General features: G+C 74.8%; 23 protein-coding genes and 1 pseudogene. 11 read left to right on the top strand and 13 right to left on the bottom strand.

What is annotated here, in order from left to right:
* The first annotated feature begins 148 nt into the window (after positions 1–148).
* Positions 149–1,732 carry an alpha/beta hydrolase gene (locus tag AB0G14_RS30600; protein ID WP_357703352.1) on the top strand — a complete coding sequence of 528 codons (1,584 nt, stop codon included), beginning with the start codon at positions 149–151 and terminating at the stop codon, positions 1,730–1,732.
* Between the two features lie 112 nt (positions 1,733–1,844).
* Here the strand turns inward: AB0G14_RS30600 and glmS are convergent, their stop codons facing one another.
* Positions 1,845–3,758 (bottom strand): glutamine--fructose-6-phosphate transaminase (isomerizing), encoded by a 1,914-nt coding sequence (gene glmS, locus AB0G14_RS30595; protein WP_357703344.1) that lies wholly within the window; start codon positions 3,756–3,758, stop codon positions 1,845–1,847.
* A 216-nt stretch (positions 3,759–3,974) separates the two neighbouring features.
* Here glmS and AB0G14_RS30590 point away from each other — a divergent pair, with 216 nt between their 5' ends.
* From AB0G14_RS30590 to AB0G14_RS30580, 3 genes are all read left to right on the top strand, one after another.
* Positions 3,975–4,430: an MmpS family transport accessory protein gene (locus AB0G14_RS30590; RefSeq protein ID WP_357703342.1), complete on the top strand. Its 456-nt coding sequence runs from the start codon at positions 3,975–3,977 to the stop codon at positions 4,428–4,430.
* A 259-nt stretch (positions 4,431–4,689) separates the two neighbouring features.
* Positions 4,690–5,205: an MmpS family transport accessory protein gene (locus tag AB0G14_RS30585; RefSeq protein WP_357703340.1), complete on the top strand. Its 516-nt coding sequence runs from the start codon at positions 4,690–4,692 to the stop codon at positions 5,203–5,205.
* Between the two features lie 31 nt (positions 5,206–5,236).
* Positions 5,237–6,433 carry a pyridoxal phosphate-dependent aminotransferase gene (locus tag AB0G14_RS30580; RefSeq protein WP_357703338.1) on the top strand — a complete coding sequence of 399 codons (1,197 nt, stop codon included), beginning with the start codon at positions 5,237–5,239 and terminating at the stop codon, positions 6,431–6,433.
* Positions 6,434–6,453: 20 nt separating this feature from the next.
* Here the strand turns inward: AB0G14_RS30580 and AB0G14_RS30575 are convergent, their stop codons facing one another.
* Positions 6,454–7,059: a helix-turn-helix transcriptional regulator gene (locus tag AB0G14_RS30575; protein ID WP_357703336.1), complete on the bottom strand. Its 606-nt coding sequence runs from the start codon at positions 7,057–7,059 to the stop codon at positions 6,454–6,456.
* 99 nt (positions 7,060–7,158) lie between these two features.
* Between AB0G14_RS30575 and AB0G14_RS30570 the strand changes: the two genes are divergently transcribed.
* Entirely contained in the window at positions 7,159–9,993 is a 2,835-nt protein-coding gene (locus AB0G14_RS30570; RefSeq protein ID WP_357703334.1) for an FtsX-like permease family protein, read from the top strand.
* An 86-nt stretch (positions 9,994–10,079) separates the two neighbouring features.
* Positions 10,080–10,745, top strand: coding sequence for an ABC transporter ATP-binding protein (locus tag AB0G14_RS30565; RefSeq protein WP_357703350.1), 666 nt, complete (start codon positions 10,080–10,082; stop codon positions 10,743–10,745).
* A gap of 72 nt (positions 10,746–10,817) precedes the next feature.
* Here the strand turns inward: AB0G14_RS30565 and glmM are convergent, their stop codons facing one another.
* The 7 genes from glmM to AB0G14_RS30530 all read right to left on the bottom strand — a co-directional run bounded on the left by glmM (position 10,818) and on the right by AB0G14_RS30530 (position 16,201).
* Positions 10,818–12,173: a phosphoglucosamine mutase gene (gene glmM / locus AB0G14_RS30560; RefSeq protein ID WP_350704106.1), complete on the bottom strand. Its 1,356-nt coding sequence runs from the start codon at positions 12,171–12,173 to the stop codon at positions 10,818–10,820.
* Positions 12,174–12,283: 110 nt separating this feature from the next.
* Positions 12,284–12,751, bottom strand: coding sequence for a 30S ribosomal protein S9 (gene rpsI / locus AB0G14_RS30555; protein WP_350680952.1), 468 nt, complete (start codon positions 12,749–12,751; stop codon positions 12,284–12,286).
* Between the two features lie 20 nt (positions 12,752–12,771).
* Positions 12,772–13,215 (bottom strand): 50S ribosomal protein L13, encoded by a 444-nt coding sequence (gene rplM, locus AB0G14_RS30550; RefSeq protein WP_018720634.1) that lies wholly within the window; start codon positions 13,213–13,215, stop codon positions 12,772–12,774.
* 189 nt (positions 13,216–13,404) lie between these two features.
* Positions 13,405–14,781: a nitrate/nitrite transporter gene (locus tag AB0G14_RS30545; protein ID WP_357703348.1), complete on the bottom strand. Its 1,377-nt coding sequence runs from the start codon at positions 14,779–14,781 to the stop codon at positions 13,405–13,407.
* A gap of 132 nt (positions 14,782–14,913) precedes the next feature.
* A complete protein-coding gene (locus AB0G14_RS30540; RefSeq protein WP_350680954.1) occupies positions 14,914–15,207 on the bottom strand; it encodes a type II toxin-antitoxin system PemK/MazF family toxin in 294 nt (97 codons plus the stop codon).
* Complete coding sequence (locus AB0G14_RS30535) at positions 15,197–15,454, bottom strand: DUF6364 family protein (RefSeq protein ID WP_357703330.1); 258 nt, start codon at positions 15,452–15,454, stop codon at positions 15,197–15,199. The genes AB0G14_RS30540 and AB0G14_RS30535 overlap by 11 nt, the downstream gene beginning before the upstream one ends.
* A 51-nt stretch (positions 15,455–15,505) precedes the next feature.
* Positions 15,506–16,201: a methyltransferase domain-containing protein gene (locus AB0G14_RS30530; protein WP_357703328.1), complete on the bottom strand. Its 696-nt coding sequence runs from the start codon at positions 16,199–16,201 to the stop codon at positions 15,506–15,508.
* Between the two features lie 148 nt (positions 16,202–16,349).
* Between AB0G14_RS30530 and AB0G14_RS30525 the strand changes: the two genes are divergently transcribed.
* The 5 genes from AB0G14_RS30525 (at position 16,350) to AB0G14_RS30505 (ending at position 24,117) form a co-directional block, all read left to right on the top strand.
* Positions 16,350–18,539, top strand: coding sequence for a molybdopterin oxidoreductase family protein (locus tag AB0G14_RS30525; RefSeq protein WP_357703326.1), 2,190 nt, complete (start codon positions 16,350–16,352; stop codon positions 18,537–18,539).
* Positions 18,536–19,975 (top strand): FAD-dependent oxidoreductase, encoded by a 1,440-nt coding sequence (locus tag AB0G14_RS30520; RefSeq protein WP_357703324.1) that lies wholly within the window; start codon positions 18,536–18,538, stop codon positions 19,973–19,975. The genes AB0G14_RS30525 and AB0G14_RS30520 overlap by 4 nt, the downstream gene beginning before the upstream one ends.
* Positions 19,976–20,051: 76 nt before the next feature.
* Positions 20,052–22,607 carry a nitrite reductase large subunit NirB gene (gene nirB / locus AB0G14_RS30515; RefSeq protein WP_357703322.1) on the top strand — a complete coding sequence of 852 codons (2,556 nt, stop codon included), beginning with the start codon at positions 20,052–20,054 and terminating at the stop codon, positions 22,605–22,607.
* A gap of 55 nt (positions 22,608–22,662) precedes the next feature.
* On the top strand, positions 22,663–23,028 hold the full coding sequence (gene nirD, locus AB0G14_RS30510) for a nitrite reductase small subunit NirD (protein WP_357703346.1): 366 nt from the start codon (positions 22,663–22,665) through the stop codon (positions 23,026–23,028).
* A complete protein-coding gene (locus AB0G14_RS30505) occupies positions 23,029–24,117 on the top strand; it encodes a uroporphyrinogen-III synthase (RefSeq protein WP_357703320.1) in 1,089 nt (362 codons plus the stop codon).
* Positions 24,118–24,183: 66 nt separating this feature from the next.
* On the opposite strand, the gene AB0G14_RS30500 is transcribed toward AB0G14_RS30505, so the two are convergent.
* From AB0G14_RS30500 to AB0G14_RS30485, 4 genes and pseudogenes are all read right to left on the bottom strand, one after another.
* Positions 24,184–24,807, bottom strand: a complete 624-nt coding sequence (locus tag AB0G14_RS30500; RefSeq protein ID WP_357455296.1) for an ATP/GTP-binding protein — start codon at positions 24,805–24,807, stop codon at positions 24,184–24,186.
* Positions 24,788–25,153, bottom strand: a complete 366-nt coding sequence (locus AB0G14_RS30495) for a DUF742 domain-containing protein (RefSeq protein ID WP_357703318.1) — start codon at positions 25,151–25,153, stop codon at positions 24,788–24,790. Before AB0G14_RS30495 ends, AB0G14_RS30500 begins: the two co-directional genes overlap by 20 nt.
* Positions 25,154–25,239: 86 nt before the next feature.
* Positions 25,240–25,647, bottom strand: a complete 408-nt coding sequence (locus AB0G14_RS30490; RefSeq protein WP_067359650.1) for a roadblock/LC7 domain-containing protein — start codon at positions 25,645–25,647, stop codon at positions 25,240–25,242.
* Positions 25,644–25,922, bottom strand: a pseudogene (locus AB0G14_RS30485) (hypothetical protein); the annotation flags it as partial. The gene AB0G14_RS30490 and the pseudogene AB0G14_RS30485, both read right to left, overlap by 4 nt.
* Positions 25,923–26,043: the final 121 nt, after the last annotated feature.

The following is a 26,043-nucleotide window of genomic DNA, read 5'->3' as shown; positions in this document are numbered from 1 at the left end:
CGGGCCGGCCGGGCGGCCGGCGCACCCCGCCGAGCGGGCAACGGGCCGAGCCGGGCCGGCCGGGCGGCCGGCGTACCCCGCCGAGCGGGCAACGGGCCGAGCCGGGCCGGCCGGGCGGCCGGCGTACCCCGCCGAGCGGGCGCCGGCCGTGGGATACCGGCAGCTCTGGGCGGTCGACCCGGGTGCCTGGCGGGCCGCCGGGGCGGCCTGGCGGGGGTTGACCGACCGGGTCGGGCGCCGGGCCGACGAGTTGTCCGCCGGGGCGGCGGCGCTGCGCGCCGACTGGTCGGGCGGCGCTGGTGGGGCCGCCGACGCCCGGCTCGCGGCGCTGCGCACCGAGCTGACCACGGTCTCCCCCGCCCTGATCGAGGCCGATCAGGTGCTGGCCGAGTTCGCCGGTCGGCTGGGGGCGGCGAAGGCCCGGCTCGCCGCCGCGGTGACGCGCGCGGACGGCGCCGGGCTGCTGGTCGACCGACAGGGGCGGGTCGCCGCCGATCCCGCCCGCGCGCCGGCCTCCCCACGGTCGGGGCAGGTCGCGGCCGGGGTGGGCGCGGCGATCCGGGAGGCGCTGGCACTGGCCGGGGCGGCCGACAGGGAGGCGGCCGACCGGCTGGACGCCCTGTCCGCCGCCGCCCGGTCGGCGTGGGTCGCCCCGCCGCCACCCGGCCGGCCCCCGCCCGGCGCCACCCCGGCCGCGGTGCGGGCGTGGTGGGCCGGGCTCACCCCCGCGCAGCGGCGGTGGCTGGTGGCGCACGAGGCGGCGCTCGTCGGGCGCCTCGACGGGGTGCCGGTGGCCGCCCGCGACCAGGCCAACCGCCTGCTGCTCGGGGCGCGGCGGGAGGAGTTGCTCGCCGCGCGGCGCCGGCTGCTGGAGCGGGTGCCGCGCGGGCCGGTCGAGCTGGCCGGGCTGCTGCGGGTCGAGCGGGCACTGGCGGGGCTGGACGCGCTGACGGGGCGCCTGGCCGCCGGCGAGGCGCCCCGGGCGTACCTGCTGGGGCTGGACACCGCCGGCGAGGGCCGCGCGGTCGTGGCGCTGGGCAACCCGGACCGGGCGGCGCGGACGCTGACGTACGTGCCGGGGATGACCGCCGGCCTGGACGACGTGCCCGGCGAGCTGGGCCGGGCGGCACGGGTGCTGTCCCGCTGCGCCGACATCGCGCCGGAGGAGGAGACCGCCGCGGTGCTCTGGCTGGACTACGACGCCCCCGACTTCCTGCACGAGGCGGCCTGGCCGGGGCAGGCCCGGGACGCTGGCCCGGCGCTGCACCGGTTCCAGGAGGGGCTGCGGGCGACCCACGACGGGCCGCCGGGCCGGCAGACCGTGCTGGGCCACAGCTACGGCTCGCTGGTGGTCGGCACGGCCGCCCGCGACCACGGGCTGGCCGCCGACGCGCTGGTCTTCGTCGGCTCGCCCGGGGTGGGCGCCGCGCACGCCGCCGAGCTGGGCCTGCCACCCGGGCAGGTCTGGGCGAGCACCGCGCCGGACGACGTGATCCGGCTCGCCCGGCCGCCGGACGAGCTGGCCCGGCAGGCCCTGCTCGCCGCGTCGCCGCTCGGTGGGGCCGCCCGGCTGGCCGGCGGGCCGGAACGCGAGCTGTGGTTCGGCCAGGACCCGGCCCACCCGGGCTTCGGCGGGCGCACCTTCCCCAGCGGCCGGCACGGGCACACCGGCTACTGGGCGGCCGACAACCCGGCGCTGGACGGCATGGCCCGCGTGGTGCTCGGCCGCTGACGTGACGACGCCACGCGGGACCTCGGCGACGAACGGCCCCCGGACGGGCAGCGGGCCCCCGGGATCCCGGGACTGGCCGGCGGCGCGGCGGGCGTCCCGCCGCCGGCCGGCGTCACTCGACCGTCACCGACTTGGCCAGGTTGCGGGGCTGGTCCACGTCGTGCCCCCTGGCGGCGGCGATCTCGGCGGCGAGGACCTGCAACGGCACGGTGGTGACCAGCGGCGCGAGCAGCGTCGGCGTACGCGGCACGTAGATCAGGTGGTCGGCGTAGCGGACGACCGCCTCGTCGCCCTCCTCCGCGATCACGATGGTCCGGGCGCCGCGCGCCCGTACCTCCTGGATGTTGGAGACCACCTTGTCGTGCAGCATGCCCCGGCCGACGGGCGACGGCACGATGCAGATCACCGGGGTGCCCTTGTCGATCAGGGCGATCGGGCCGTGCTTCAGCTCGCCGGCGGCGAAGCCCTCGGCGTGCATGTACGCCAACTCCTTGAGCTTGAGCGCGCCTTCCAGGGCCACCGGGTAGCCGACGTGCCGGCCGATGAACAGCACGGTCGGCTCGGTCTTGAGGTCGCGGGCCAGCTCGCGGACCGGCTCGATGCGGTCCAGCAGCTCGCGCAGCTTGCCCGGCATCCGGTGGAGCTGCTCGACCACGGCGGCCACCTCGTCGGCGAACTTGATCCCCCGCACCTGGGCCAGGTGCAGGCCGATCAGGTAGCACGCGACGAGCTGGGTCAGGAACGCCTTGGTCGAGGCGACGGCGATCTCGGGGCCGCCGTGGGTGTAGAGGACGGCGTCGGACTCGCGGGGAATCGTGGAGCCGTTGGTGTTGCAGATGGCCAGGACGCGGGCCTTCTGCTCCTTGGCGTGCCGCAGCGCCATCAGCGTGTCCATCGTCTCGCCGGACTGCGAGATCACGACGATCAGCGTGGACCGGTCGAGAACCGGGTCGCGGTAGCGGAACTCGCTGGCCAGCTCCACCTCGCAGGGGATCCGGGTCCAGTGCTCGATGGCGTACTTGGCGACCAGGCCGGAGTGGTAGGCGGTGCCGCAGGCGACGATGAAGATCTTGTCGACGTCGCGCAGGTCCTGGTCGCTGAGGCGGACCTCGTCGAGCATGATCTCGCCGGTCTCGGTGAGCCGGCCGAGCAGGGTGTCGGCGATGGCCTGGGGCTGCTCCTCGATCTCCTTGAGCATGAACCAGTCGTAGCCGCCCTTCTCGGCGGCCGAGGAGTCCCAGTCGATGTGGAAGTCCTTGCCGCTGGCGGGCTGGCCCGAGAAGTCGGTGATCTCGATGGTGTCGCCGGTGATGAGGACGATCTGGTCCTGGCCCAGCTCCACCGCGTCCCGGGTGTGCTCGATGAACGCGGCCACGTCGCTGGCGAGGTAGTTCTCCCCGTCGCCCCGGCCGACGACCAGCGGCGAGTTGCGGCGGGCGCCGACGACGGCGCCGGGCACCGCGGCGTCGACGGCGAGCAGGGTGAACGCGCCCTCCAGGCGCTGGCAGACCACCCGCATGCCGGCGGCGAGCAGCTGCGGGCCCTCGGGGTGGCCGGCGGCGCGCAGGTCGGCCAGTGCGGCGGCGAGCAGGTGCGCCGCGCACTCGGTGTCGGTGTCGCTGCTGAACTGGACGCCGTCGGCCTCCAGCTCGGCGCGGAGCTTCGCGAAGTTCTCGATGATGCCGTTGTGGATCACGGCGACGCGGCCGTCGGGGGCGAGGTGCGGGTGGGCGTTGCGGTCGGTCGGGCCGCCGTGGGTGGCCCACCGGGTGTGCCCGATGCCGGTGGTGCCGTCCCCGATGCCGATGGGGCTGGCCGCGCAGGACGTGGGGTCCTCGGCGGCCCGCTCGGAGAGCACCTTCTCCAGGTTGGCCAGCTTGCCGGCCTTCTTCTCGGTCAGCAGCTCGCCGTCGCAGACGATGGCGACGCCGGCCGAGTCGTAGCCGCGGTACTCCAGCCGCCGCAGTCCGTCGAGCACGATTCCGAGCGCCGGGCGCGCGCCGGCGTAACCCACGATTCCACACATGTCCCGCAGCCTAACCCAGTTTCGCTCATCGTGCGTGCGCGAAAGCCGGGTAAACGATCACTGAATTTGAGCGATCGGGTGACGGGTGGGACCCGGGAGGACAAATGGCCGCCCGCGGACGCCGGGAGCGAAACCGCACGGGAAGTGGCTTGCCCGCGTCGGCCGCGTACGGCACCCTGACGGCCGCGCGCCGTTTCCCGGAGGAGAGCCAGCCGCATGTCCACGCCCCGTTCCGCCGCTGCCCGACCCGCCGATCCCCGACGACGCCGGCGGATGCGGGTCGCCGCGCTGCTCGCCTGCGGCCTGCTCGCGACGACGGGTTGCACGCTCTCCAGCGGAGAGGAGCAGGAGGCCGTCCCGCAGCCGGCCGCCACCTCGGCCGAGCCCTCGCCGACGCCGAGCGGCCCGGTGACCGTCGTGTACGAGGTGTTCGGAACCGGTCCGGCGGACATCGAGTACTTCGACGCCGCCGGCACTCTCCAGCAGTTGGAGCGTCAGGGACTCCCCTGGCGCCACTCGTTCACGGCGGACGGTCAGGCGCGGGTGATGCTGATCGCGTCGCAGGTGTTGGACTACCGAGGACAGTTCAGTTGCCGGGCCTCGGTGACCGGGCGCCCACCGGCCGAAGACACCATCACCGGCGGCGCGTGGCGACTGACCTGCGCCCCATGAGGACGTACCCGTCCCGCGCCGGGAGGACCGACCGGCAGCCGGCATCGGATCGACGTCTGCCCGTCTAGAGTGAACGCCGGTCCGCAGCATGATCGACCGGCGACCAACCTGGACCCCTTCGCGGCCGCCCCGCCCGCCTTCCCGGAGCACAGCCATGCCCCACGCCACGCCGTCGCCCGAGCCGACCCCCCCAGCAGGCCCGTCCGCACCCGGCGTGGCCTCCTCCGGCCCGCGTGCGTCGGGCAGGCGCTCTCCCACGGTGGACCTCGGCGTCGCCGCCGGCGCCGTCGTCGTCGTCGGCATCTGCGCCTGCCTCGGCCTCGCCGACCGCCTTGTCAGTCCCGTCGACGAGGGCGACCCGGACCGCCCGCTCGCCCACCTGCCCTACCCGTACCAGCAACCGGCAGGCGGCGGGTGGCCGACGGCGGAGCCGGCCCCGACGACTCCGCCGTCGGCCATGCCGGCACGGACTGTCGCACCGGCACGGACGCCCTCCGACGGGCCGGGCACGGTCACCGTCGTCTACGAGGTGACCGGCCGCGGGCCGGCCGACGTGGAGTACTACGACGCCAACGGTGACTTCGTCCAGACCGAAGGAGTCACCCTGCCCTGGCGGATGCGGTTGCGCGCACACGACGCCGAGCGGGTGATGGTCCTGGCCACCGGTCCCGACCGGAACAGCACGATCGGCTGCCGCATCACCGTCGACGGCCGGGCCGCAGCCGAGGACGCCGGCCGGTGGCAGGTCACCTGCAACAAGGGGACGACGGGTTGAACCCGGGCCGGGAGTCCGTAGGCTGGCGGGCGTGACGACCACCGCCGATGTCGACCCGTTGGTGGCGCGGATGCGCGCGTTCGGGACGACCGTCTTCGCCGAGATGTCCGCCCTGGCCGTCCGCACCGGCGCGGTCAACCTCGGCCAGGGCTTCCCGGACACCGACGGGCCGGCGGAGATGCTCGCCGCGGCGGCCGAGGCGCTGCGCACCGGGCAGAACCAGTACCCGCCGGGGCCGGGCGTCCCGGCGTTGCGCGCGGCGGTGGCCGCGCACCAGCGCCGGTTCTGGGGGCTGGAGTACGACCCGGACGGCGAGATCGTGGTGACGGCGGGCGCCACCGAGGCGATCGCGGCGGCGATCCTCGGGCTCTGCGAGCCGGGCGACGAGGTGGTCTGCTTCGAGCCGTACTACGACTCGTACGCCGCCTCGATCGCGCTGGCCGGCGCGGTCCGGCGCCCGGTCACGCTGCGTCCCGCCGCCGACGGCCGGTACGCCTTCGACCCGGCGGCCCTGCGCGCCGCGTTCGGCCCGCGCACCCGGCTGGTGCTGTTGAACTCGCCGCACAACCCGACCGGCAAGGTGTTCACCCCCGACGAGTTGGCCCTGGTCGCCGAGCTGTGCCGGGAGCACGGCGCGTACGCGGTGACCGACGAGGTGTACGAGCACCTGGTCTTCACCGACGCCGCCGCCGGCCACGTTCCGCTGGCGACCCTGCCCGGGATGCGCTCGCGGACGCTGCGGATCTCCTCGGCCGGCAAGACGTTCTCCTGCACGGGTTGGAAGGTCGGCTGGGTGAGCGGCCCGGCGGCGCTGGTCTCGGCGGTGCTGCGGGTGAAGCAGTTCCTCACCTTCGTCAACGCCGCGCCGTTGCAGCCGGCGGTCGCGGTGGCGCTGGCCCTCCCGGACGACTACTTCACCGGCTTCCGGGCCGGCATGCAGGCCCGCCGGGACCAGCTCGTCGGCGGGCTGACCGACGCCGGGTTCGAGGTGCTGGCGCCGGAGGGCACGTACTTCGTCACCGCCGACGTCACCGCGCTGGGCGGGCGCGACGGCGTGGAGTTCTGCCGGTCGCTGCCCGAGCGGTGCGGGGTGGTCGCCGTCCCGACCCAGGTCTTCTACGACGACGCCGAGGCCGGTCGCCGGCTGGTCCGCTTCGCCTTCTGCAAGCGCCCGGAGGTCCTGACCGAGGCCGTCGCCCGGCTGCGCCGGCTCACCGACACGCGGTGACCGACGCCTGCGTCTGACCGTCAGCCGGCGGCGCGGGCCGGGCCGCTCCCCCGCTCCGCCGACGTCCCCTCCGAGCCGGGCGCCCGGAGCCTGGCGACCACCGCGCCGCCGTCGGCGAGCAGCACCCCCTCGGCGTCGTCGACGAAGGCCAGGTCGGCCTCGACGTGCCGACTCGCCGCCGAGAGCAGCAGGCCGACCACCGGATCGTCGGCCCGGCGGCGCAGCCCGTCGAGGTTGCGCAGCTCCCGCATCAGGTGACCGCGCTGGTTGCCGAGCACCGTCCGCACGGTGGCCGGGTCGCCGGACCGGGCCGCGGCGGTCACCTTGAGGAAGAAGTCGTCCCGGAACCCGCCGCTGCGCGGGCTGGGCTCGGCGAGCCAGCGATCCAGCTCGGCCCGGCCGTCCAGGGTGATCTCGTAGACCACCCGGTCGGGCTTGACCGGCTGCGGATGCCGTTCGGCCACCACCAGGCCGTCCCGGGAGAGCCGGTCGAGGATCTGGTAGAGGTGCCCGATGTTGAGCGGCCCCCACTGCGGGCCGACCGCCTCCTCGAAGGCGCCCTTCAGCTCGTAGCCGTAGCTGGGGCCGCCGGCGAGCAGGGCCAGGACCGCGTGCTGTATCGCCACCGTCTCCTCCGATCCGATCCAGACTGGCCCACCCCCGGCGGGCCTTGCATTGTCACAATGTATCGCGCAGAGTGTGTTCAGCACACGGGGAGGCGCGACATGCTCAACATCATCTGGAAGCAGCTTCGTGGCCGTGCGGGACGGTCGGTGGCGCTGCTGGTCGGCGTGCTGGTGGCGACCACCGGCTTCGTCGTCCTGACCGGCGCCACCACCACCTCCCGACTCGATGTCACCGGCACCGTCGAGCGGAACACCCGCGCCGCCTACGACATCCTGGTCCGTCCGAAGGGGGCGCGCACCCCGCTGGAGGCCGAACGCCGGCTGGTCCAGCCCAACTACCTCTCCGGTCTCTTCGGTGGCATGACGATGGCGCAGTACGAGCAGGTAAAGGCGCTCACCGGGGTGGACGTCGCCGCCCCCATCGCCATGCTCGGCTACTCCACCGCCCCCGTCGCCACCGCGCTGGACCTCACCGACGCCGTCGACCGTTCGCTCGACCAGCAGGTCATCCGGATCGACCCGCGCTTCGTCGCCGAGCGCGGCCTCTCCACCGCCCCGGGCCACGCCCGGTACCTGTACGTCACCAAGCACCCGATCATCCACGCCCGTTCGGACGTGGTCTCCAGCCCCGACAGCACCCTCTACACCGACGGCCGGCGCTACCCCTGGGACGACAGGTGCGGTCCCTCCCCGCGCGAGGTCCTGCCCGACGGCCGCACCCACGCGATCTGCGACCCGCGGCACGACATGGGCAGCCTGGGCGCCACGTCGGAGCGGGAGGACTGGACGGTGATGGCTGTGCGGCTGCTGCCCGACGGCCGGTTCGAGGCCCACGTCAACGTCCTCGCAGACGGGGAGGGCGCCGGGCCGGGTCACGTGACCGCCTCGGACCGGCTCCGGATCCGGTACAACCTGACCGTGCCCTTCCTGCTGGCCGCGGTGGACCCGGCCGCCGAGGACCGGCTCGTCGGCCTGGCCGGGACAGTGGTCGAGGGGCGGGCGCTCCGTCCCGACGACTCGGTCATCGACGGACGCAGGGAGGGCTACCACACCGTCCCGGTCCTCACGACCAGCCGTCCCTTCCTCGACGAGGAGTTGCGCGTCGGCGCCACGCGGCTGCCCGCCGCGCGCCCGGGTGGCGTGCCGTTGGCCGATCTGGAGCGGGAGCTGCGGCGGGGGCCGGCGATCCCCGCCGGGGAGGCCAGCGCCGACGTCGTCTCCGGCTGGCGCTCCCGGTTGGCCAAGGGCCTCTCCCCGACCGGCTGCTGCTTCGGCCAGCTTCAGGACATCGTGCAGGCCGGGCCCGCGGAGTACGACCGGCTCCCCGACGGCACCCTGCGGGTCCGTCCGCTCCCGCCGGCCGCCCCCGAGCTCTACGGTGGGCACCGGGACTTCAACCCGTACCCGCGGCCCTGGCTGACGGAGGACGTCGGTGCCCGCCCGCTGCGCGAGCTGCCGTTGGAGAAGTCGACCCCCAAGACACCCCTCTGGCGTGAATGGCGGGCGGTGGGGGTCTTCGACCCGGAGAAGCTGACCGGGTTCAGCGACCTGGGCAAGGTGCCGCTGGAGACGTACGAGCCGCCGCGGGCCGCCGGCGCCGACGCCGCCAGCCGGGACTCGCTGGGCGGGCAGCCGCTGGAGCCGAGCGGCAATCCCGCCGGCTACCTCGCCGCCCCGCCGCTGCTGCTGACCACCCTGACCAGCGTGCCGGAGTTGCTGGCGGGCGGCGGCAGCCCGCAGACGAGGGCCCCGATCAGCGCCATCCGGGTGCGGGTCGCCGACGTGGACGGCTACAGCGAGCGCGCCGCCGAACAGGTCCGGCTGGTCGCCGAGCGGATCGCCCAGGTCACCGGGCTCGACGTCGACATCACGCTCGGCTCGTCCCCCGCCCCGCAGGCCGTGGAGCTGTCCGCCGGGTCGTTCGGCCGGCCGGCGCTGCGGCTGACCGAGAACTGGTCGGCGCTCGGGGTCGCCTCGGTGATCACGAAGGCGGTGGACCGCAAGAGCGTCGTGCTCTTCGTGCTGGTGCTGGTGGTCTGCGCGCTCTTCCTCGGCAACGCGGTCGCCGCCGCCGTCCGGGACCGGCGGTCCGAACTGGCGGTACTCGCCTGCCTGGGCTGGCCGGCCCGGCGGCTCGGCGCGCTGATCCTCGGCGAGGTCGCCGCCCTCGGGCTGGCCGCCGGGTTGCTCGCGCTGGTCCTGGCGATCCCGCTCGGGGCCGCACTCGGCATCGACGTGGGGTGGCGGCAGCCGCTGTTGGCCGTACCGGTGGCGCTGCTGCTGGCGCTGGTCGCGGGCCTGACGCCGGCCCTGCGGGCCGCGCGGGCCCACCCGGCCGCCGCGCTGCGCCCGGCGGTGGCGACGGCCCACTGGGTACGCCGGCCGCGCACCCTGGCCGGCCTGGCCCTGGCCAACCTGGCCCGCACGCCCGGCCGCACCCTGCTCGGGGCCGGTGCCCTGGCCATCGGGGTGGCCGCGCTGACCCTGGTCGCCGCCGCCGGGTACGCGTTCCGCGGCGCCATCGTCGGCAGCCTGCTCGGCGACACGGTGTCGCTGAGCGTGCGCGGCGCGGACACCATGGCCGCCGTCGCGACGGTGCTGCTCGGCGCCGCCGCGGTCGCCGACGTGCTCTACCTGAACATCCGGGACCGGGCCGCCGAGCTGGCCACCCTGCGCGCGGTCGGCTGGAGCGACGGCGCGCTGGGTCGCCTGATCGGGTACGAGGGGCTGGCCCTCGGACTGCTCGGCGCGGTCACCGGCGCCGGCCTCGGGCTGGCCGGGGCCGCCTGGCTGGTCGGCGCCCTGCCCGGCACGTTGGTCACGGTCGCCGCGCTGGTGGCGGTGGCCGGTGTCCTGGTCACTTCGATGGCCGCCCTGGTCCCGGCCGCGCTGCTGCGCCGGCTGCCGACCGCACGACTGCTCGCGGAGGAGTGACGATGAAGACGACGACGGTGGGCAGCACGGTCCGGGTCGCCGGGCTGGTCCGACGGTTCGGGGCCGGCCCGCAGCAGGTGACCGCGATCGACGACGTGTCCCTGGAGATCCCGGCCGGGACGGTGGTGGCGCTGACCGGGCCCAGCGGCTCCGGCAAGTCCACGCTGCTGCACATGATCGGCGCGATCGAACAGGTCGACGCCGGCACCGTCACGGTGGACGACCTGGAGATCACCGGGCTCGGCCGGTCCGCCCTGACCCGGTACCGGCAGCGGGTCGGCTTCGTCTTCCAGCGCTACCACCTGCTGCCCGCGCTGACCGTGCTGGACAACGTGATCGCGCCGATGCTGCCCCGCCGGGGGCGGGCCGACCACGCCGCCCGGGCCCGGGAACTGCTCGACGCGGTGGGCCTGGCCGGGCGGGAGCGGGCCCTGCCGTCCCAGCTCTCCGGCGGTCAGCAACAGCGGGTCGCGATCGCCCGGGCGCTGATGGGCTCCCCCGGGCTGCTGCTCGCCGACGAGCCGACCGGCAACCTCGACTCGGCCACCGGCGGGCAGATCCTCGACCTGCTGCTGGACCTGCGCGACCGGCACGGCATGACGATCCTGCTCGCCACCCACGAGCGGGCGATAGCCGCCCGGTGCGACCGGCTGATCCGCCTCGGCGACGGGCGGATCGTCGAGGACGTGGACCTCACCGACGGCGAGGACCCGGCGGCCACCTTCCGGCGCGCCGCGGGCCTGCGCCTGTAGAGCCGGCTCCCGATCCGCCCGGAGAGGCGACGGCCCGGGCCCGCCGTGGCGGGCCCGGGCCGAAGGGAGAAGTCAGGCGGTCGGGCTGGCGACGCGCACCGCGCCGGCGATGCGCTCGGCCGTCTCGCGGGCGACGTGCTCCGTGGCGGCCTCGACCATGACCCGGACCAGGGGCTCGGTGCCGGACGGGCGGAGCAGCACCCGGCCGGTCTCGCCCAGCTCCGCCTCGGCCCGCTCGACCTCGGCCCGGACGGCGGGCGCGGCCGCGCCGACCGTACGGTCGCCGACGGGAACGTTGACCAGCACCTGCGGCAGCCGGGTGAGCACGCCGGCCAGCTCGGCCAGGGACTTGCCGGTCGCCGCCATCCGCGACATCAGGTGCAGCCCGGTCAGCACGCCGTCGCCGGTGGTGGCGTACGCGGGCATCACGATGTGGCCGCTCTGCTCGCCGCCCAGCGCCAGCCCGGACGCCCGCAGCTCCTCCAGCACGTACCGGTCGCCGACCTTGGTCTCGACCAGCCGGATGCCCTCGCGGGACATCGCCAGGCGCAGGCCCAGGTTGCTCATCACGGTCGCGACCAGCGTGTCCTGCGTCAGCGTGCCGGCCTCCCGCATGGCGAGGGCGAGGATCGCCATCACCTGGTCGCCGTCGACCTCGTCGCCGTCGGCGGTCACCGCGACGCACCGGTCGGCGTCGCCGTCGTGCGCGATGCCCAGGTGCGCGCCGTGCTCGACCACGGCGGCCCGCAGGGCCTCGATGTGGTTGGAGCCGCACTCGTCGTTGATGTTCAGGCCGTCGGGCTCGGCGTGGATGGCGACGACCTCGGCCCCGGCCTCCCGGTACGCCACCGGCGCCACCTCGGCGGCGGCGCCGTTGGCGCAGTCGACCACGACCTTGATCCCGTCGAGACGGTGCGGCACGGTGCCGACCAGGTGCTGCACGTAGTGGTCGGCGCCGTCGAGCAGGTCGTGCACCCGGCCGACGCCGGCGCCGATCGGCCGCTCCCAGGCGGTGGTGGCGTTCGCCGCGACGGCCGACTCGATCTGCATCTCGATCTCGTCGGGCAGCTTGTGCCCGCCGGCGGCGAAGAGCTTGATCCCGTTGTCGGGCATCGGGTTGTGCGAGGCGGAGAGCATGACGCCCAGGTCGGCCTTGGCCTCGGCGGTGAGGAACGCCACGGCCGGCGTCGGCAGCACGCCCACCCGCACCACGTTGGCGCCGGCGCTGGTGAGCCCGGCCACGACGGCGGCCTCCAGCATCTCGCCGCTGGCCCGGGTGTCCCGGCCGACCACGGCGAGCGGGGGATGGCTCTTGTCCGACTCGGCGAGCGTGTGCGCGGCGGCGACCGCCACCGCGAGCGCCAACTCGGGCGTGAGATCCGCGTTCGCCCGCCCGCGTACGCCGTCCGTGCCGAACAACCGACCCATACCCGCCAACCTCCGATGAAACGGTCCAGGGAAAGGCGAACGGCCGGGCCGCCTCCCGTCGAGGGGAGGCGACCCGGCCGTTCGTCAGAAGTACAACGTGCCGCTGAAGGTCAGCGCTTCGAGTACTGGGGAGCCTTACGGGCCTTCTTGAGGCCGTACTTCTTGCTTTCCTTGACCCGGGCGTCCCGGGTGAGGAAGCCGGCCTTCTTCAGCGCCGGGCGGTCGTCCGGCTCGCTGACGATCAGGGCCCGGGCGATGGCCAGCCGGAGCGCGCCGGCCTGACCGGTGGTGCCGCCGCCGCGTAGGTTGGCGATGACGTCGAACGCCTCCGGCTTCTCGGCGGTGACCAGCGGGTCCTTGATCAGCTGCTGGTGCACCTTGCTCGGGAAGTAGGCCTCGAGGTCCCGACCGTTGCAGGTGATCTTGCCGGTGCCCGGCACGATGCGGACCCGGACGATGGCCTCCTTGCGGCGACCCACGGTCTGGATCGGCCGGTCACCACGAGGCGCGCGGGCGACGGGCGCCGGCGCCTCGGTGGCCTCCTCGGGGGCAACCTCGGTGGCGGTGATGTCGGTCATGCTGATTCCTTCGCCCGCGCTCACTGCGCGATCTGCTTGATCTCGAACGGCACCGGCTGCTGCGCGCCGTGCGGGTGCTCGGCACCGGCGTAGACCTTCAGCTTCTTGATGAGCTTACGGCCGAGCTTGTTGTGCGGGAGCATCCCCTTGACGGCGAGCTCGATGGCCCGCTCGGGACGCTTGGTCAGCAGCTCGTCGTAGCCGACCTGCTTCAGACCACCCGGGTAACCGGAGTGGCGGTAGGCGATCTTCTGCTGCCGCTTGTTGCCGGTCAGCGCCACCTTGCCCGCGTTCACGATGACGACGAAGTCGCCCGTGTCGACGTGCGGCGCGAAAGTCGGCTTGTGCTTGCCGCGCAGCAGCGTGGCGGCGTGGGTGGCCAGGCGGCCCAGCACGACATCAGAGGCGTCGATGACGTGCCACTGACGCTCGATCTCACCCGGCTTCGGGCTGTACGTACGCACAGGTATACCTTGTCTCGTCGTCGGTCTGGGGTCGCGCGCCGAGGTTACCGGGCGCGCACGAACGACCAAGCGTACCTCAGGCGGCACGCCTCTGGATGTCGTACAACAGCAGGCAACGATACCCGCCGCCCCGTCGGCAGGTCAAAACGGGGTACCGCCCCGCCTGGCCCGCACAGAGCATAGCCGGGGTCACACCCCGGCCAGCCGGCGCGGGCCCGGCCGCAGGTAGACCAACCAGGTCACCCCGAAACACACGGCGTACGCCACGACGAAGGCGACGTACGCCGCCTCCGCGCTGCCCAGGGTGAGGAACGACTGCCGGAAGGCGATGTTGACCAGCACCCCGCCGGCGGCCCCGACCGCCCCGGCGATGCCGATCAGCGCCCCGGTCATCCGCCCGGCCCAGCGCTGGGCGGTCGCCGCGTCCCGCCGGCCGGCGTCCACCGCGGAGGCCGCCCGGGCCCGGAAGATCGCCGGGATCATCTTGTACGTCGAGCCGTTGCCGACGCCGGAGAACACGAACAGCGACAGGAAGCCGAGCAGGTAGAGCCCGAACGACCGCTCCCGGGCGGCGAAGAGCACCAGCGACGCGCCGGCCGCCATCGCCACGAAGTTCCAGAAGGTCACCCGGGCTCCGCCGAGCCGGTCGGCGAGGTGGCCGCCCACGGGCCGGACCAGCGAGCCGATCAGCGGGCCGAGGAAGGTCAGCCAGGCCGCGTCGACCGGGGTCGGGAAGCGCTCGGCGAACTGGAGCTGGAGCACCTGCCCGAAGGCGAAGCCGAAGCCGATGAAGGAGCCGAAGGTGCCGATGTAGAGCAGCGACATCGTCCAGGTGTGCGGGTCGCGGGCGGCCTCGCGCAGCGCGCCGGGCTCGTTGCGCGCCCCGGGGATGTTGTCCAGCCCGCGCGCCGCCGCCAGCGCGGCCAGCACGATCAGCGGCAGGTAGACCGCCGGCACCAGGCGGGGGTACGCGGCCCCCGCCGTCGCCAGCACCGCCAACCCGACGAGCTGCACCGCCGGCACGCCGAGGTTGCCGCCGCCGGCGTTGAGCCCGAGCGCCCGTCCCTTGAGCCGCTGCGGGTAGAAGAGGTTGATGTTCGCCATCGAGGAGGCGAAGTTGCCGCCGCCGACGCCGGTCAGGCAGGCCAGCACCATCAGCGTGGGGTAGGAGACCCCCGGCTCCAGCAGCACGACCATCGGTACCGCCGGGACGAGCAGCAGCAGCGCGCTGACGATGGTCCAGTTCCGCCCGCCGAAGCGGGCCACCGCCAGCGTGTAGGGCAGCCGCAGCACCGCCCCCAGGGCGGCCGGCACTGCGGTGAGCAGGAACTTCCCCGCCGGGTCGATGCCGTACTGCGGGCCGAGGAAGAGCACCGTCACCGACCAGAGGCTCCACACCGAGAAGCCCACGTGCTCGGCGAAGATCGAGACCCAGAGGTTGCGCCGCGCGATCGGCGCCCCCGTCGTACGCCAGAACTCCGGGTCCTCGGGCCGCCAGTCGTCGATGCGGTGCCGGCGCCCGGCGGCGGCCGGGGCGGCCTCGGCCAGGGGTGTGGTGGGGGCCAGTGCGCTCACGGCGACTCCTCCTCGTCGGTGTGACTGGAGGGACGCTAGGAACCGGGGATTACCCCGCGGTGCCCGGCGCGGGTCGGGCCGGAAACGAGGAGCGCACCTCGGCCGGGCCGCGCCGGTGAGATGTCAGAGCTGTTGCAGGATGCGCAGCGCCCGGCCGACCCGGAGCATGGTCTCGGTGTCGGCGACGTCCACGCATTCGGTGAACCACTTCTTCATCGGTGAGGAGAGCCGGTCGGGCATCACCACGTACGCGCCCATCGGCACCGCCAGGGGCGAGTCGCGCAGCAGCGCCTCCTCGACCACCTCGGCCACGATGACGATCGGCACGTCGGTGGAGTTGTAGACATCGGAGCTGATCACCAGTCCGAGCCGTTCCCGGGCGCCGTCGATGCGCCAGACCTCGCCCCTACGCAGCACGCGGGCGCCCGCCGAAGAGCACGTCGTCGACCATGCCGACCTCGCGGGCGTCGGCGAGGGCGGCGGATTCGAGGTCGAGCCCGGCCCGGCCGACGGCGGCGGCGTGCGCGGTGAAGAGCTCGCGCAGCGCCTTCTCCCGGGCCGCCTGGTCCATCCACGCCGACAGGGAGAGCCCTTCGCGCTTGGCGAACCGCCGGGCCTCCTCGATCGTCTCGTCCGAGAACGACAGGGTCACCTTGGCAGTCATGCCGTGCAGACTACCCAGCGGTATGACCGGCAGTCATCCCGTCGAGACCCGCTATTCGCGCCGGCCGCCGAACACGGCAAACCGCCACTGCTTGAAGAAGCAGTCGACGTCGGCCAGTCCCGCCTCGGCCAGCCAGCGGCACTGCGCGGCGACCGGCGCCGGTCGGTCGTACGCCATCCGGCCCTCGGCGGCGGCGATCTCCTCGGCGTCGGAGCCCAGCGCGGCGACCTGTGCCAGCCACACCTCGTGGTAGCGCCGGTCGAGTTCCGGGGTCGGACCGGCGACCTGCTCGGCGTTGACGAACACCCCGCCGGGCACCAGCGCGCCGGCCGCCCGACGGTAGAGGTCGCGCTTGCCGGCGTCGTCGAGGTGGTGGACGGCCAGCGCGCTGACCACCGCGTCGTAGCGGCCGGCGGGCAGTGGGTCGGCCAGGTCGGCCGTCACCGTGCGGTGTGGCACCGACCGGGCCCGCAGGCGGTCGGCGGCGACCGCGAGCATGGCCGGCGCGGCGTCGACCAGGGTCAGCCGCACCCCCGGCACCGCCGCCGCGAGCAGCAGCGACAGCAGCCCGGTGCCCGCGCCCAGGTCCAGCACCTCGGGGGTACGCCCCGACGCCAGCGCGGCCCGCAGCGGCGGCGCGGCCACCTCGACGGCGGTGCCGTAGAAGGCGTCGAAGCAGGGCACCAGCCGGCGGCGGGCCTCGTCGTAGGTGCCGGCCGCCGCGTCGAAGGCCTCGGTCACGGTCATGTCGCGCCTCCCAGATTCCGGGAAATTTGTCTCACATTGTAAACGTCGCGAACCGGCCCGCCGCACCGGTGCGGTGTGAGGGGCTCTTGACAGGACCGAAACAAGCGAGACCCGGACCGGAAACCGCCCCCCGGCACGCTTTGCCGGCATGACAGACGGTGCACGGGCGGCGACTCGGCCGGGGCGGACGCCCCGCGAGGCGGCGACGCACTGCCCGTACTGCGCCCTCCAGTGCGGCATGACGCTGCGCGAGGAGGCCGGCCGGGTGACGGTGCTCCCCCGACAGTTCCCCACCAACCGGGGCGGCCTCTGCCAGAAGGGCTGGACCGCCGCCGAACTGCTCGGCCACCCCGAGCGGCTGACCACCCCGCTGCTGCGCGACCCGGCCGGCGGCGAGCTGCGGCCGGCGAGCTGGGACGCCGCCCTCGACCGGATCGTCGCCGGTATCCGCGCCGTCCAGGACGGGCACGGCCGGGACGCGGTGGCCGTCTTCGGCGGCGGCGGGCTCACCAACGAGAAGGCGTACGCCCTGGGGAAGTTCGCCCGGGTGGCGCTGCGCACCCGGCACATCGACTACAACGGCCGGTTCTGCATGTCCTCCGCGGCGGCGGCCGGGATGCGCGCCTTCGGTGTCGACCGGGGCCTGCCGTTCCCGCTGGCCGACCTGGGCCGGGCCGACACACTGCTGCTGGTCGGCGCGAACCCGGCGGAGACCATGCCCCCGCTGGTGCGCTGGCTGACCGAGCAGCGCGAGCGCGGCGGCCGGCTGATCGTGGTCGACCCCCGGGTCACCGCCACCGCCCGGCAGTCCGACCTGCACCTGCAACCCCTGCCCGGCACCGACCTGGCGGTGGCGAACGCGCTGCTGCACATCGCGCTCACCGAGGGCTGGGTCGACCGGGACTACGTGTCCGCCCGCACCACCGGCTTCGAGGCGGTCCGCCGCAGCGTGGCGGGCTGGTGGCCGGCCCGCGCCGAAGCGCTCTCCGGGGTGCCGGTGGCCGACCTGGAGGCGACCGCCCGGGCCCTCGGCACCGCCGAGCGCGTGATCATCCTGACCGCGCGGGGCGCCGAACAGCACGCCAAGGGCGTCGACACGGTCACCGGCTTCGTCAACCTGGCGCTCGCCCTGGGGCTGCCCGGTCGCCCCGGCTCCGGCTACGGCTGCCTCACCGGGCAGGGCAACGGGCAGGGCGGGCGGGAACACGGGCAGAAGGCCGACCAGCTCCCCGGCTACCGGAGGATCGACGACCCGGCCGCCCGGGAACACGTCGCCGGGGTCTGGGGCGTGCCGGCCGACGAACTGCCCGGGCCGGGTGTGCCGGCGTACCAACTGCTCGACTCGTTGGGCACACCGGCCGGGCCGAAGGCGCTGCTGGTCTTCGGCTCCAACCCGGTGGTCTCCGCGCCCCGGGCCGCCCGGATCGAACGCCGGCTGCGCGACCTCGACCTGCTCGTGGTCGCCGACCTCCTGCTCTCCGAGACCGCCGCGCTGGCCGACGTGGTGCTCCCCACCGCCCAGTGGGCCGAGGAGGACGGCACGATGACCAACCTGGAGGGCCGGGTGCTGCGCCGCCGCGCGCTGCGCCCACCGCCCCCTGGCGTCCGTACCGACCTGGCGATCCTCGCCGCCCTCACCGCCCGCCTCCAGGCGCAAGGAAGGGCACCTTCTTATCGGATTCTGCATAGGAAGGGCCCCTTCCTTGCACCCAGCCCGGGTCGTGTCGGCGCGGTGGACGGCAGCGACCCGCGGGCCGTGTTCGAGGAACTGCGGCGGGCCTCGGCCGGCGGGATCGCCGACTACGCCGGGGTGAGCTGGGAGCGGATCGACGAGCGGGACGGCGTGTTCTGGCCCTGCCCGGTCGAGGACGGGCCGGACACGCCCCGGCTCTTCGCCGACCGCTTCGCCACCCCCGACGGGCGGGCCCGGTTCCACCCGGTGGAGCACCGGCCGGCGGCCGAGGAGGTGTGCGCCGAGTACCCGCTGCACTTCACCACCGGCCGGGTGCTCGCGCAGTACCAGTCCGGCACCCAGACCCGCCGGGTCGACGCGCTGCGCCGGGCCGCCCCGGACGCCTTCGTCGAGTTGCACCCCGACCTGGCCGCCCGGCTGGGCATCGGCGACGGCGAGCCGGTGCGCGTGATCTCCCGCCGGGGCGAGCTGCGCGCGCCGGCCCGGCTCAGCACCGCCATCCGGCCGGACACCGTCTTCGCGCCGTTCCACTGGGGCGGCGCCGCGCGGGCCAACTCGGTCACCAACGACGCCGTCGACCCGGTCTCCGGAATGCCGGAGTTCAAGATCTGCGCCGTCCGGCTGGAAAGGGTGGACGCACCGTGACCGAACGCGTGGTGATCGTCGGCAACGGGATGGCCGGCTCCCGGCTGGCCGCCGAGCTGCACGTCCGCGGCGGGGACCGGAAGGTCACCGTGCTCGGGGCCGAGCCGCACCGGGCGTACAACCGGATCATGCTCTCCACACTGCTGGCCGGCAAGATCGGCGAGGCGGACGTGGAACTGGCCGAGGCCGCCGGGCAGGGCGTCGACCTGCGCACCGGGGTGACCGTCACCGCGATCGACCCGGCCGCCGGCACGGTCCGCACCGACGGCGGCGACCGCATCGCGTACGACCATCTGGTGCTCGCCACCGGCAGCCGGGCGGTGGTGCCCCCGCTGCCCGGCCTGGACGGGCCCGACCTGCCGGCGCGGGTGGTCCCGTTCCGCACCCTGGACGACTGCCGGCGGATCCTCGCCGTCGCCGAGGGCGCGCGCAGCGCCCTGGTGCTCGGCGGCGGGCTGCTCGGGCTGGAGGCGGCCCGCGGGCTCGCCGCCCGGGGCCTCGACGTCGGGGTGGTGCACCCGGTGCCGTACCTGATGGAACGGCAGCTCGACCCGGCCGGCGCCGCCGTGCTGGCCGGCACGCTCGCGGGCCTCGGGGTGACCACCCACCTGGCCGTGTCGGCCACCCGGGTGGTCGCGGACGCCGACGGGGTCCGCCTCGACCTGGCCGACGGCCGGTCGCTCACCGCCGACCTGCTGGTCCTCTCCTGCGGGGTACGCCCCGACACCGCCCTCGCCGCCGCGGCCGGGCTGGCCGTGGAGCGCGGCGTGCTGGTCGACGACCGGCTGCGCACGAGCGACCGGCGGATCTCGGCGATCGGCGACTGCGCCCAGCACGACGGCGTCCTCACCGGGCTGGTCGCTCCGGCCTGGGCGCAGGCCGGGGTGGTGGCGCAGGTGCTCACGGGCGAGGACCCGCTGGTCCGCTACCGGCCCCGCCCGGTGGTGACCCGGCTGAAGGCGGCCGGCATCGACCTCGCCGCCATGGGCGACCCGGCCGAAGGCGGGGCCGGCGAGGAGCTGACCTTCGCCGACCCGGCCCGGGGCACGTACGCCCGGCTGCGCATCCGCGACGAGCGGCTGACCGCCGCGATCCTGCTCGGCGACAACCCGGCGGTCGGCACGGTCGTCCAGCTCTTCGACCGCGGTCAGCCGGTGCCGGCCGACCGGCGGTCCCTGCTGCTCGGCCGGGCCTTCGGCGCGGCCCCGGCGGCGCCCGCCGCGTCCCCGGCGCTGATGCCGGACGCGGCGACCGTCTGCCAGTGCAACAACGTCAGCAAGGGGGCGCTGGTGGACTGCTGGCGTTCCGGGGCCCGGACGGTCGACGCCGTGGTCGCCGCGACCCGGGCCGGCACCGGATGCGGCGGCTGCCGGGACGCGGTCGCCGGCATCGTCGACTGGCTGTCCGAGGTGGATTCGGTGGAGGTGACGCAATGAGCGAGCGAAGCGAGCGGATCAGCGGGCCCAGTGCGACGGTGCCTCATGACGGCACGCAGCGAAGCGGAGTGCCGTCATGAGCGAGCGGATCAGCGGGCCCGGTGCGACGGTGCCGCATGGCGGCAGGTTGGTCGTCGTCGGCAACGGCATGGTCGGGCAGCGCTTCGTCGACGCGCTGCGCGCCCGCGACCCCGAGCGGCGGTGGCGGGTCACGGTGCTCGCCGAGGAGACCCGTCCGGCGTACGACCGGGTGCGGCTCTCGGCGTTCTTCGACGGGGTGGGCGCCGAGGAGCTGAACCTGCACACCCCCGACGACGGGGTGGAGCTGCGCCTGGGCGAGCCGGCGACGGCGGTCGACCGGGCGCGACGGGTGGTGCGCACGGCGGCCGGCGAGCACCCGTACGACGCGCTGGTGCTGGCCACCGGCTCGGCCGCCTTCGTACCGCCGGTGGCCGGGGCGACCCTGCCCGGGGTCTTCGTCTACCGGACGCTGGACGACCTGGCGGCGATCCGGAAGCACGCGCGCGGCCGGCGCACCGGGGCGGTGATCGGCGGCGGGCTGCTCGGGCTGGAGGCGGCGAACGCGCTGCGGCTGCTGGGGTTGGCCACCAGCGTGGTGGAGTTCGCGCCACGGCTGATGCCGGTGCAGGTGGACCCGGCCGGTGGCGCGATGCTCCGCCGGTACGTCGACGAGCTGGGCGTGACCACCCACCTGGGCGTCGCCACCACCGCGATCCGGTCCGGCCCGGACGGCACCGTCGGCGGGCTGGAGCTGGCCGACGGCACGGTGGTCGACGCCGAGCTGGTGGTGGTGGCGGCCGGCATCCGGCCCCGCGACGAGCTGGCCCGGGCCGCCGGGCTGACGCTCGGCCCGCGCGGCGGGGTGCTGGTCGACGGCGCGTGCCGGACGGCCGACGAGCGGGTCTGGGCGGTCGGCGAGTGCGCGGCGGTCGATGGCACCTGTCACGGCCTGGTCGCCCCCGGCTACGCGATGGCCGAGGTGGTCGCCGACCGGCTGGTCGGCGGGGCGGCCACCTTCCCGGGCGCGGACACCGCCACGAAGCTGAAGCTGCTCGGCGTGGACGTGGCCTCGTTCGGCGACGCGCACGGCGCCACCGAGGGGTGCCTCGACGTCACGTTCACCGACCCGGCCACCCGGGTCTACGCCAAACTGGTCCTCTCCGACGACGCGAAGACCCTGCTCGGCGGGGTGCTGGTCGGCGACGCGAGCGCCTACCCGACGCTGCGGGCCAGCGTCGGGGGTCCGCTCCCCGCGCCGCCGCTGACGCTGCTCGCCCCCTCCGGGGCGGCGGGCGCGGGGGCCGGGGCGCTGCCGGCCGCCGCCCAGGTCTGCTCCTGCAACGCGGTGACCCGGGCTGACCTCGACGCGGCGATCGCCGGCGGCGCGACCGACGTGCCGGCGCTGAAGGCGTGCACCCGGGCCGGCACGAGCTGCGGTTCCTGCGTGCCGATGCTGAAGCAGCTGCTGGACGCGGCCGGGGTGCGGCAGTCGACCGCCCTCTGCGAGCACTTCGCCGCCAGCCGGCAGGAGCTGTTCGACATCGTCCGGGTGCGCGGCATCCGCACGTTCTCCCGGCTGGTCGCCGAGCACGGCCGGGGCCGGGGCTGCGACATCTGCAAGCCGGTGGTCGCCTCGATCCTCGCCTCCCTCGGCACCGGGCACGTGCTCGACGGGGAGCAGGCGTCGTTGCAGGACACCAACGACCACTTCCTGGCCAACCTGCAACGGGACGGCAGCTACTCGGTGGTGCCCCGGATCCCCGGCGGGGAGATCACCCCGGAGAAGCTGATCGTGATCGGCGAGGTGGCCCGCGACTTCCGGCTCTACACGAAGATCACCGGAGGGCAGCGGATCGACCTGTTCGGGGCCCGGGTCGAGCAGCTCCCGCAGATCTGGCGCCGCCTGGTCGACGCCGGCTTCGAGTCCGGCCACGCGTACGGCAAGGCGCTGCGCACGGTGAAGTCCTGCGTCGGCGAGACCTGGTGCCGGTACGGGGTGCAGGACTCGGTCGGGCTGGCCATCGCCCTGGAGCTGCGCTACCGGGGGCTGCGCGCCCCGCACAAGATCAAGTCGGCGGTGTCGGGCTGCGCCCGCGAGTGCGCCGAGGCCCGCAGCAAGGACTTCGGCATCATCGCCACCGACACCGGCTGGAACCTCTACGTCGGCGGCAACGGCGGTTTCCGGCCCCGGCACGCCGACCTCTTCGCCACTGATCTGTCCACAGAAGCGCTGATTCTGCTGATCGACAGATTCCTGATGTACTACATCCGCACCGCCGACCGGCTGCAACGGACCGCCGCCTGGATCGAGGCGATGGACGGCGGCCTCGACCACCTGCGCGCCGTCGTCGTGGACGACTCGCTCGGCCTGTGCGCCGAACTCGACGCCGCGATGGCCCGGCACGTCGAGTCGTACTCCGACGAGTGGCGGGACGTGCTGGAGGACCCGGCCCGGCTGCGCCGGTTCGCCTCCTTCGTCAACGCCCCCGGGGTGCCGGACCCGTCGATCACCTTCGCGCTCGAACGCGGCCAGCCGGTCCCGGCGGACCGCGCGCCCGGGGCCGAGGGCCGGCAGCCGGTCACGCTCGGGATGCCGGCGGTGCGGCCATGACCACCAGCAAGACCGGACTGCCGGAGGTACGGCGATGACCACGACGACCACCGCGATGCCGACGACCGCCACGGTCCCGGCCGCCGCGACGCGCGCCTGGACGCCCGTCTGCCCGCTCGACCGGCTGGAGCCAGAACGGGGCGTCGCGGCACTGGTCGACGGCGTGCAGGTGGCCCTCTTCCGCACCGCCGACGGGCTGTTCGCCCTCGACAACCTCGACCCGGTCGGCCGGGCGTACGTGCTGTCGAGGGGCATCGTCGGCAGCCGGGGCGGGGTCCCGACGGTCGCCTCGCCGCTGCACAAGCAGGCGTACGACCTGCGCACCGGGGTCTGCCTGGACCTGCCCGGGGTCGCCGTGCCCCGGCACGAGGTGCGCTGCCGGAACGGGCTGGTCGAGGTGCGGCTGCGACAGGAGGGGTGAATGCGCGACGAACTGGCCGGCTTCACCATCGGGGTGACCGCCGACCGCCGGCGGGACGAACTCGCCGCGCTGCTCCAGCGGCGGGGCGCCCGGGTGGTGATCGCCCCGGCCCTGCGGATCGTGCCGCTGGCCGACGACACCGACCTGCGCGAGGCCACCCGGGCCTGCCTGGACCGGCCACCCGACATCCTGATGGCCAACACCGGCATCGGGATGCGCGGCTGGCTGGAGGCCGCCGAGGGCTGGGGGCTGGCCGAGCCGCTGCGCGGCGTCCTCGCCGACGCGTACGTGGTGGCCCGGGGCCCCAAGGCACGCGGGGCGATCCGCGCCGCCGGCCTGCACGACCAGTGGTCACCGGAATCGGAGAGCTGCGAAGAGGTGGTCGACCACCTGTGCCGGCGCGGCGTCGCCGGGCAGGTGATCGCCATGCAGCTGCACGGCGAGCGGCAGCCGGAGTGCACGATGGCGCTGGAGGCGGCCGGGGCCACCGTGATCGAGGTGCCGGTCTACCGGTGGGCGGCGCCGACCGACCCGGCCCCGCTGCACCGCCTGATCGACCTGGTCGCCGGCCGGCTGGTCGACGCCGTCACGTTCACCTCGGCCCCGGCGGCGGAGGCGCTGCTGCGCGCCGCCGGGGACCGCGGCGACGCGGTGCTGGACGCGTTCCGGCGCGACGTGCTGGCCAGTTGCGTGGGGGCGGTCACCGCGGAGCCGCTGCTGCGGCGCGGGGTGCCGGTCAGCGCGCCGTCCCGGGCGCGGCTGGGCGCCCTGGTCCGGACCATCGTGGACGAGTTGCCGCGCCGCACGGTCACCCTGAAGACGGCCGGCCACCTGCTCACCCTGCGCGGGCACGCCGCCGTGGTCGACGGCGAGCTGCGTCCGCTGGCCCCGGCGCCGATGGCCGTGCTCCGGGCGCTGGCCCACTCCCCCGGCCGGGTGCTGTCCCGGACCGCGCTGTTGCGGACGCTGCCGCGCGGCGCCGACGAGCACGCGGTGGAGATGGCGGTCGCCCGGCTGCGCGCCGGGCTGCGGGCGCCCCGGGTGGTGCAGACCGTCGTCAAGCGCGGCTACCGGCTCCGGATCGACTGACGCGGCGGGGCGGCCCCTGCCGCCCGCACCGGGGCGGCCACGGGCACCGTCCAGCCGTGGACGTTCTCAGCCGACCGGAGCCGGGAAGCCGCGGCCGTGCTCGGACTGGAGGCGGATCATGGCGTGCTCCACGACGGTCACCAGCACCTGCTTGACCGACTCCCGGTGCCGGGCGTCGGTCAACACCAGCGGCACGTCCGGCGAGATGGCCAGCGCCTCCCGGACCTCCTCCAGCTCGTACTGCGGCGCGCCGTCGAACCGGTTCAACGCCACCACGTACGGCAGCCTGCGGTTCTCGAAGTAGTCCAGCGGCGCGAAGGCGTCGGTGATCCGGCGGGTGTCCACGAGGACGGCCGCGCCCACCGCGCCCTTGATGATCTCGTCCCACATGAACCAGAACCGGGTCTGGCCGGGCGTGCCGAAGAGGTACAGGATCAGGTCCTCGGCCATGGTGATCCGGCCGAAGTCCATGGCGACCGTGGTGGTCTGCTTCCCCGGTACCTTGGACGGGTCGTCGATGCCGACCCCGGCCGCGGTCATCACCGCCTCGGTTCTCAGTGGGGTGATCTCCGAGATCGCGCCGACCAGGGTCGTCTTGCCCACGCCGAAGCCGCCCGCGACCACGATCTTCGCGGAGATGATTCCCCGGCTCTGGCGGGCCCCGGCGGGGTCATAGCCTGCGAAGTCCACTTAGCACCCTTCCAAGGATTTCCATCCGCTCCTCGAACCCCTCGGCGGGAGCGGCAGTGTGTAGCGTCAGCAGGCTCTCGGCCACCATGTCGGCGACCAGCACCCGGGTGACGCCCAGCGGCATCCGGGTGTACGCGGCGATCTCGGCCAGCGACTGCGCCCGCCCCTCGCAGACGGTGGCGATGCGGTGCTTGTCGTGCCCCGCGAAGCGGGACTCCGCGGCCTGGGTGGGGGTGGCCGACAGGACCGCCTCCAGGGCGATGTCCAGCTGCGCCTCGGTCCGACCGCGAGTGACCGCGTACGGCCGTACCAGCGCGCCACGCGGGTCCACGCGCCGTTGGTCCATCCGCGATCACCTCCTCTCCTCGGCCGGGGCCTCTGGGCACCGGTCTCCTCATCCCTCGCCGACGCGGAGCCCGCGTCGCAACCCTGCTACGACCGCACGGCGTCCCGGGGCAGCGGCACCAGCGCCGCGCCGACCCGCTCGACCAGGAGCGCCATCTCGTAACCCACCTGCCCGACGTCGCAGCTGCGGGCCGCCAGCACCGCCATCGACGAGCCGTCGCTGATCGACATCAGGAAGAGGTAGCCGCTGTCCATCTCGATGACCGTCTGCAGCACACCGCCGGCGCTGAACATCCGGGCGGCGCCCTCGGTCAGGCTGACCACACCCGAGGTGATCGCCGCGAGCTGGTCCGCCCGGTCCGCGGGCAGGTCCCGCGAGGAGGCGAGCAGCAGCCCGTCGGCGGACACCGCCACCACGTGGGCGATGCCCGCCACGCTGTCGGCGAAGTTGGTGAGCAACCAACTCATGTCCTGCATGGCCGCTGGCCTGTTCATCGACTCGTCTCCTTGGTCGAGGTGCTGTTCTGGTCCGTTCCGGCCGCCCGGCCGCGCTGCACGCCGCGGTGGTAGGCCGACAACAGACCCCGTACTTCGTCGGGGGTGCGCCGGCTGCGGTCGCGGTTGCCCTGGGGCTCGATCCCGCCGGGCACGAGCTGCGCCTGCGGCACCCGCTTGGGCAGGCCGGAGCGGGTGGTGCCGGCGGCCGCCGGCTCCGCGGCCCGGCTGGCCCGGGACCAGCCCTCGTCGGCCGCCGTCCGCCAGGCGTCCGCGTCCGCCGCGGGCGCCGCCGGCGGCGTATGAAAGCTCGTCGTGCCGACCAGTCTGCCTGAGCGGACCTGTATACGTCGAGTGGTGTCACCTCCACTCCCTGCAAATTAAAGTTCGCAGAGT

This window comes from Micromonospora sp. NPDC023814 (genome assembly GCF_040639595.1).
Lineage (GTDB): Bacteria > Actinomycetota > Actinomycetes > Mycobacteriales > Micromonosporaceae > Micromonospora.
The sequence above is the reverse complement of the archived record's forward strand: the minus strand, read 5'-3'. Positions and strand labels throughout refer to the sequence as shown.

Excerpts from the sequence above, each read along its gene's own strand:
- AB0G14_RS30490 (WP_067359650.1), bottom strand. The coding sequence starts at position 25,647 with ATGAACAGGCCAGCGGCCATGCAGGACATGAGTTGGTTGCTCACCAAC.
- rpsI (WP_350680952.1), bottom strand. The coding sequence starts at position 12,751 with ATGACCGACATCACCGCCACCGAGGTTGCCCCCGAGGAGGCCACCGAG.
- AB0G14_RS30570 (WP_357703334.1), top strand. The coding sequence starts at position 7,159 with ATGCTCAACATCATCTGGAAGCAGCTTCGTGGCCGTGCGGGACGGTCG.
- AB0G14_RS30505 (WP_357703320.1), top strand. The coding sequence starts at position 23,029 with ATGCGCGACGAACTGGCCGGCTTCACCATCGGGGTGACCGCCGACCGC.
- nirB (WP_357703322.1), top strand. The coding sequence starts at position 20,052 with ATGAGCGAGCGGATCAGCGGGCCCGGTGCGACGGTGCCGCATGGCGGC.
- AB0G14_RS30530 (WP_357703328.1), bottom strand. The coding sequence starts at position 16,201 with ATGACCGTGACCGAGGCCTTCGACGCGGCGGCCGGCACCTACGACGAG.
- AB0G14_RS30495 (WP_357703318.1), bottom strand. The coding sequence starts at position 25,153 with ATGGACCAACGGCGCGTGGACCCGCGTGGCGCGCTGGTACGGCCGTAC.
- AB0G14_RS30590 (WP_357703342.1), top strand. The coding sequence starts at position 3,975 with ATGTCCACGCCCCGTTCCGCCGCTGCCCGACCCGCCGATCCCCGACGA.
- glmS (WP_357703344.1), bottom strand. The coding sequence starts at position 3,758 with ATGTGTGGAATCGTGGGTTACGCCGGCGCGCGCCCGGCGCTCGGAATC.
- glmM (WP_350704106.1), bottom strand. The coding sequence starts at position 12,173 with ATGGGTCGGTTGTTCGGCACGGACGGCGTACGCGGGCGGGCGAACGCG.
- AB0G14_RS30525 (WP_357703326.1), top strand. The coding sequence starts at position 16,350 with ATGACAGACGGTGCACGGGCGGCGACTCGGCCGGGGCGGACGCCCCGC.
- AB0G14_RS30535 (WP_357703330.1), bottom strand. The coding sequence starts at position 15,454 with ATGACTGCCAAGGTGACCCTGTCGTTCTCGGACGAGACGATCGAGGAG.
- nirD (WP_357703346.1), top strand. The coding sequence starts at position 22,663 with ATGCCGACGACCGCCACGGTCCCGGCCGCCGCGACGCGCGCCTGGACG.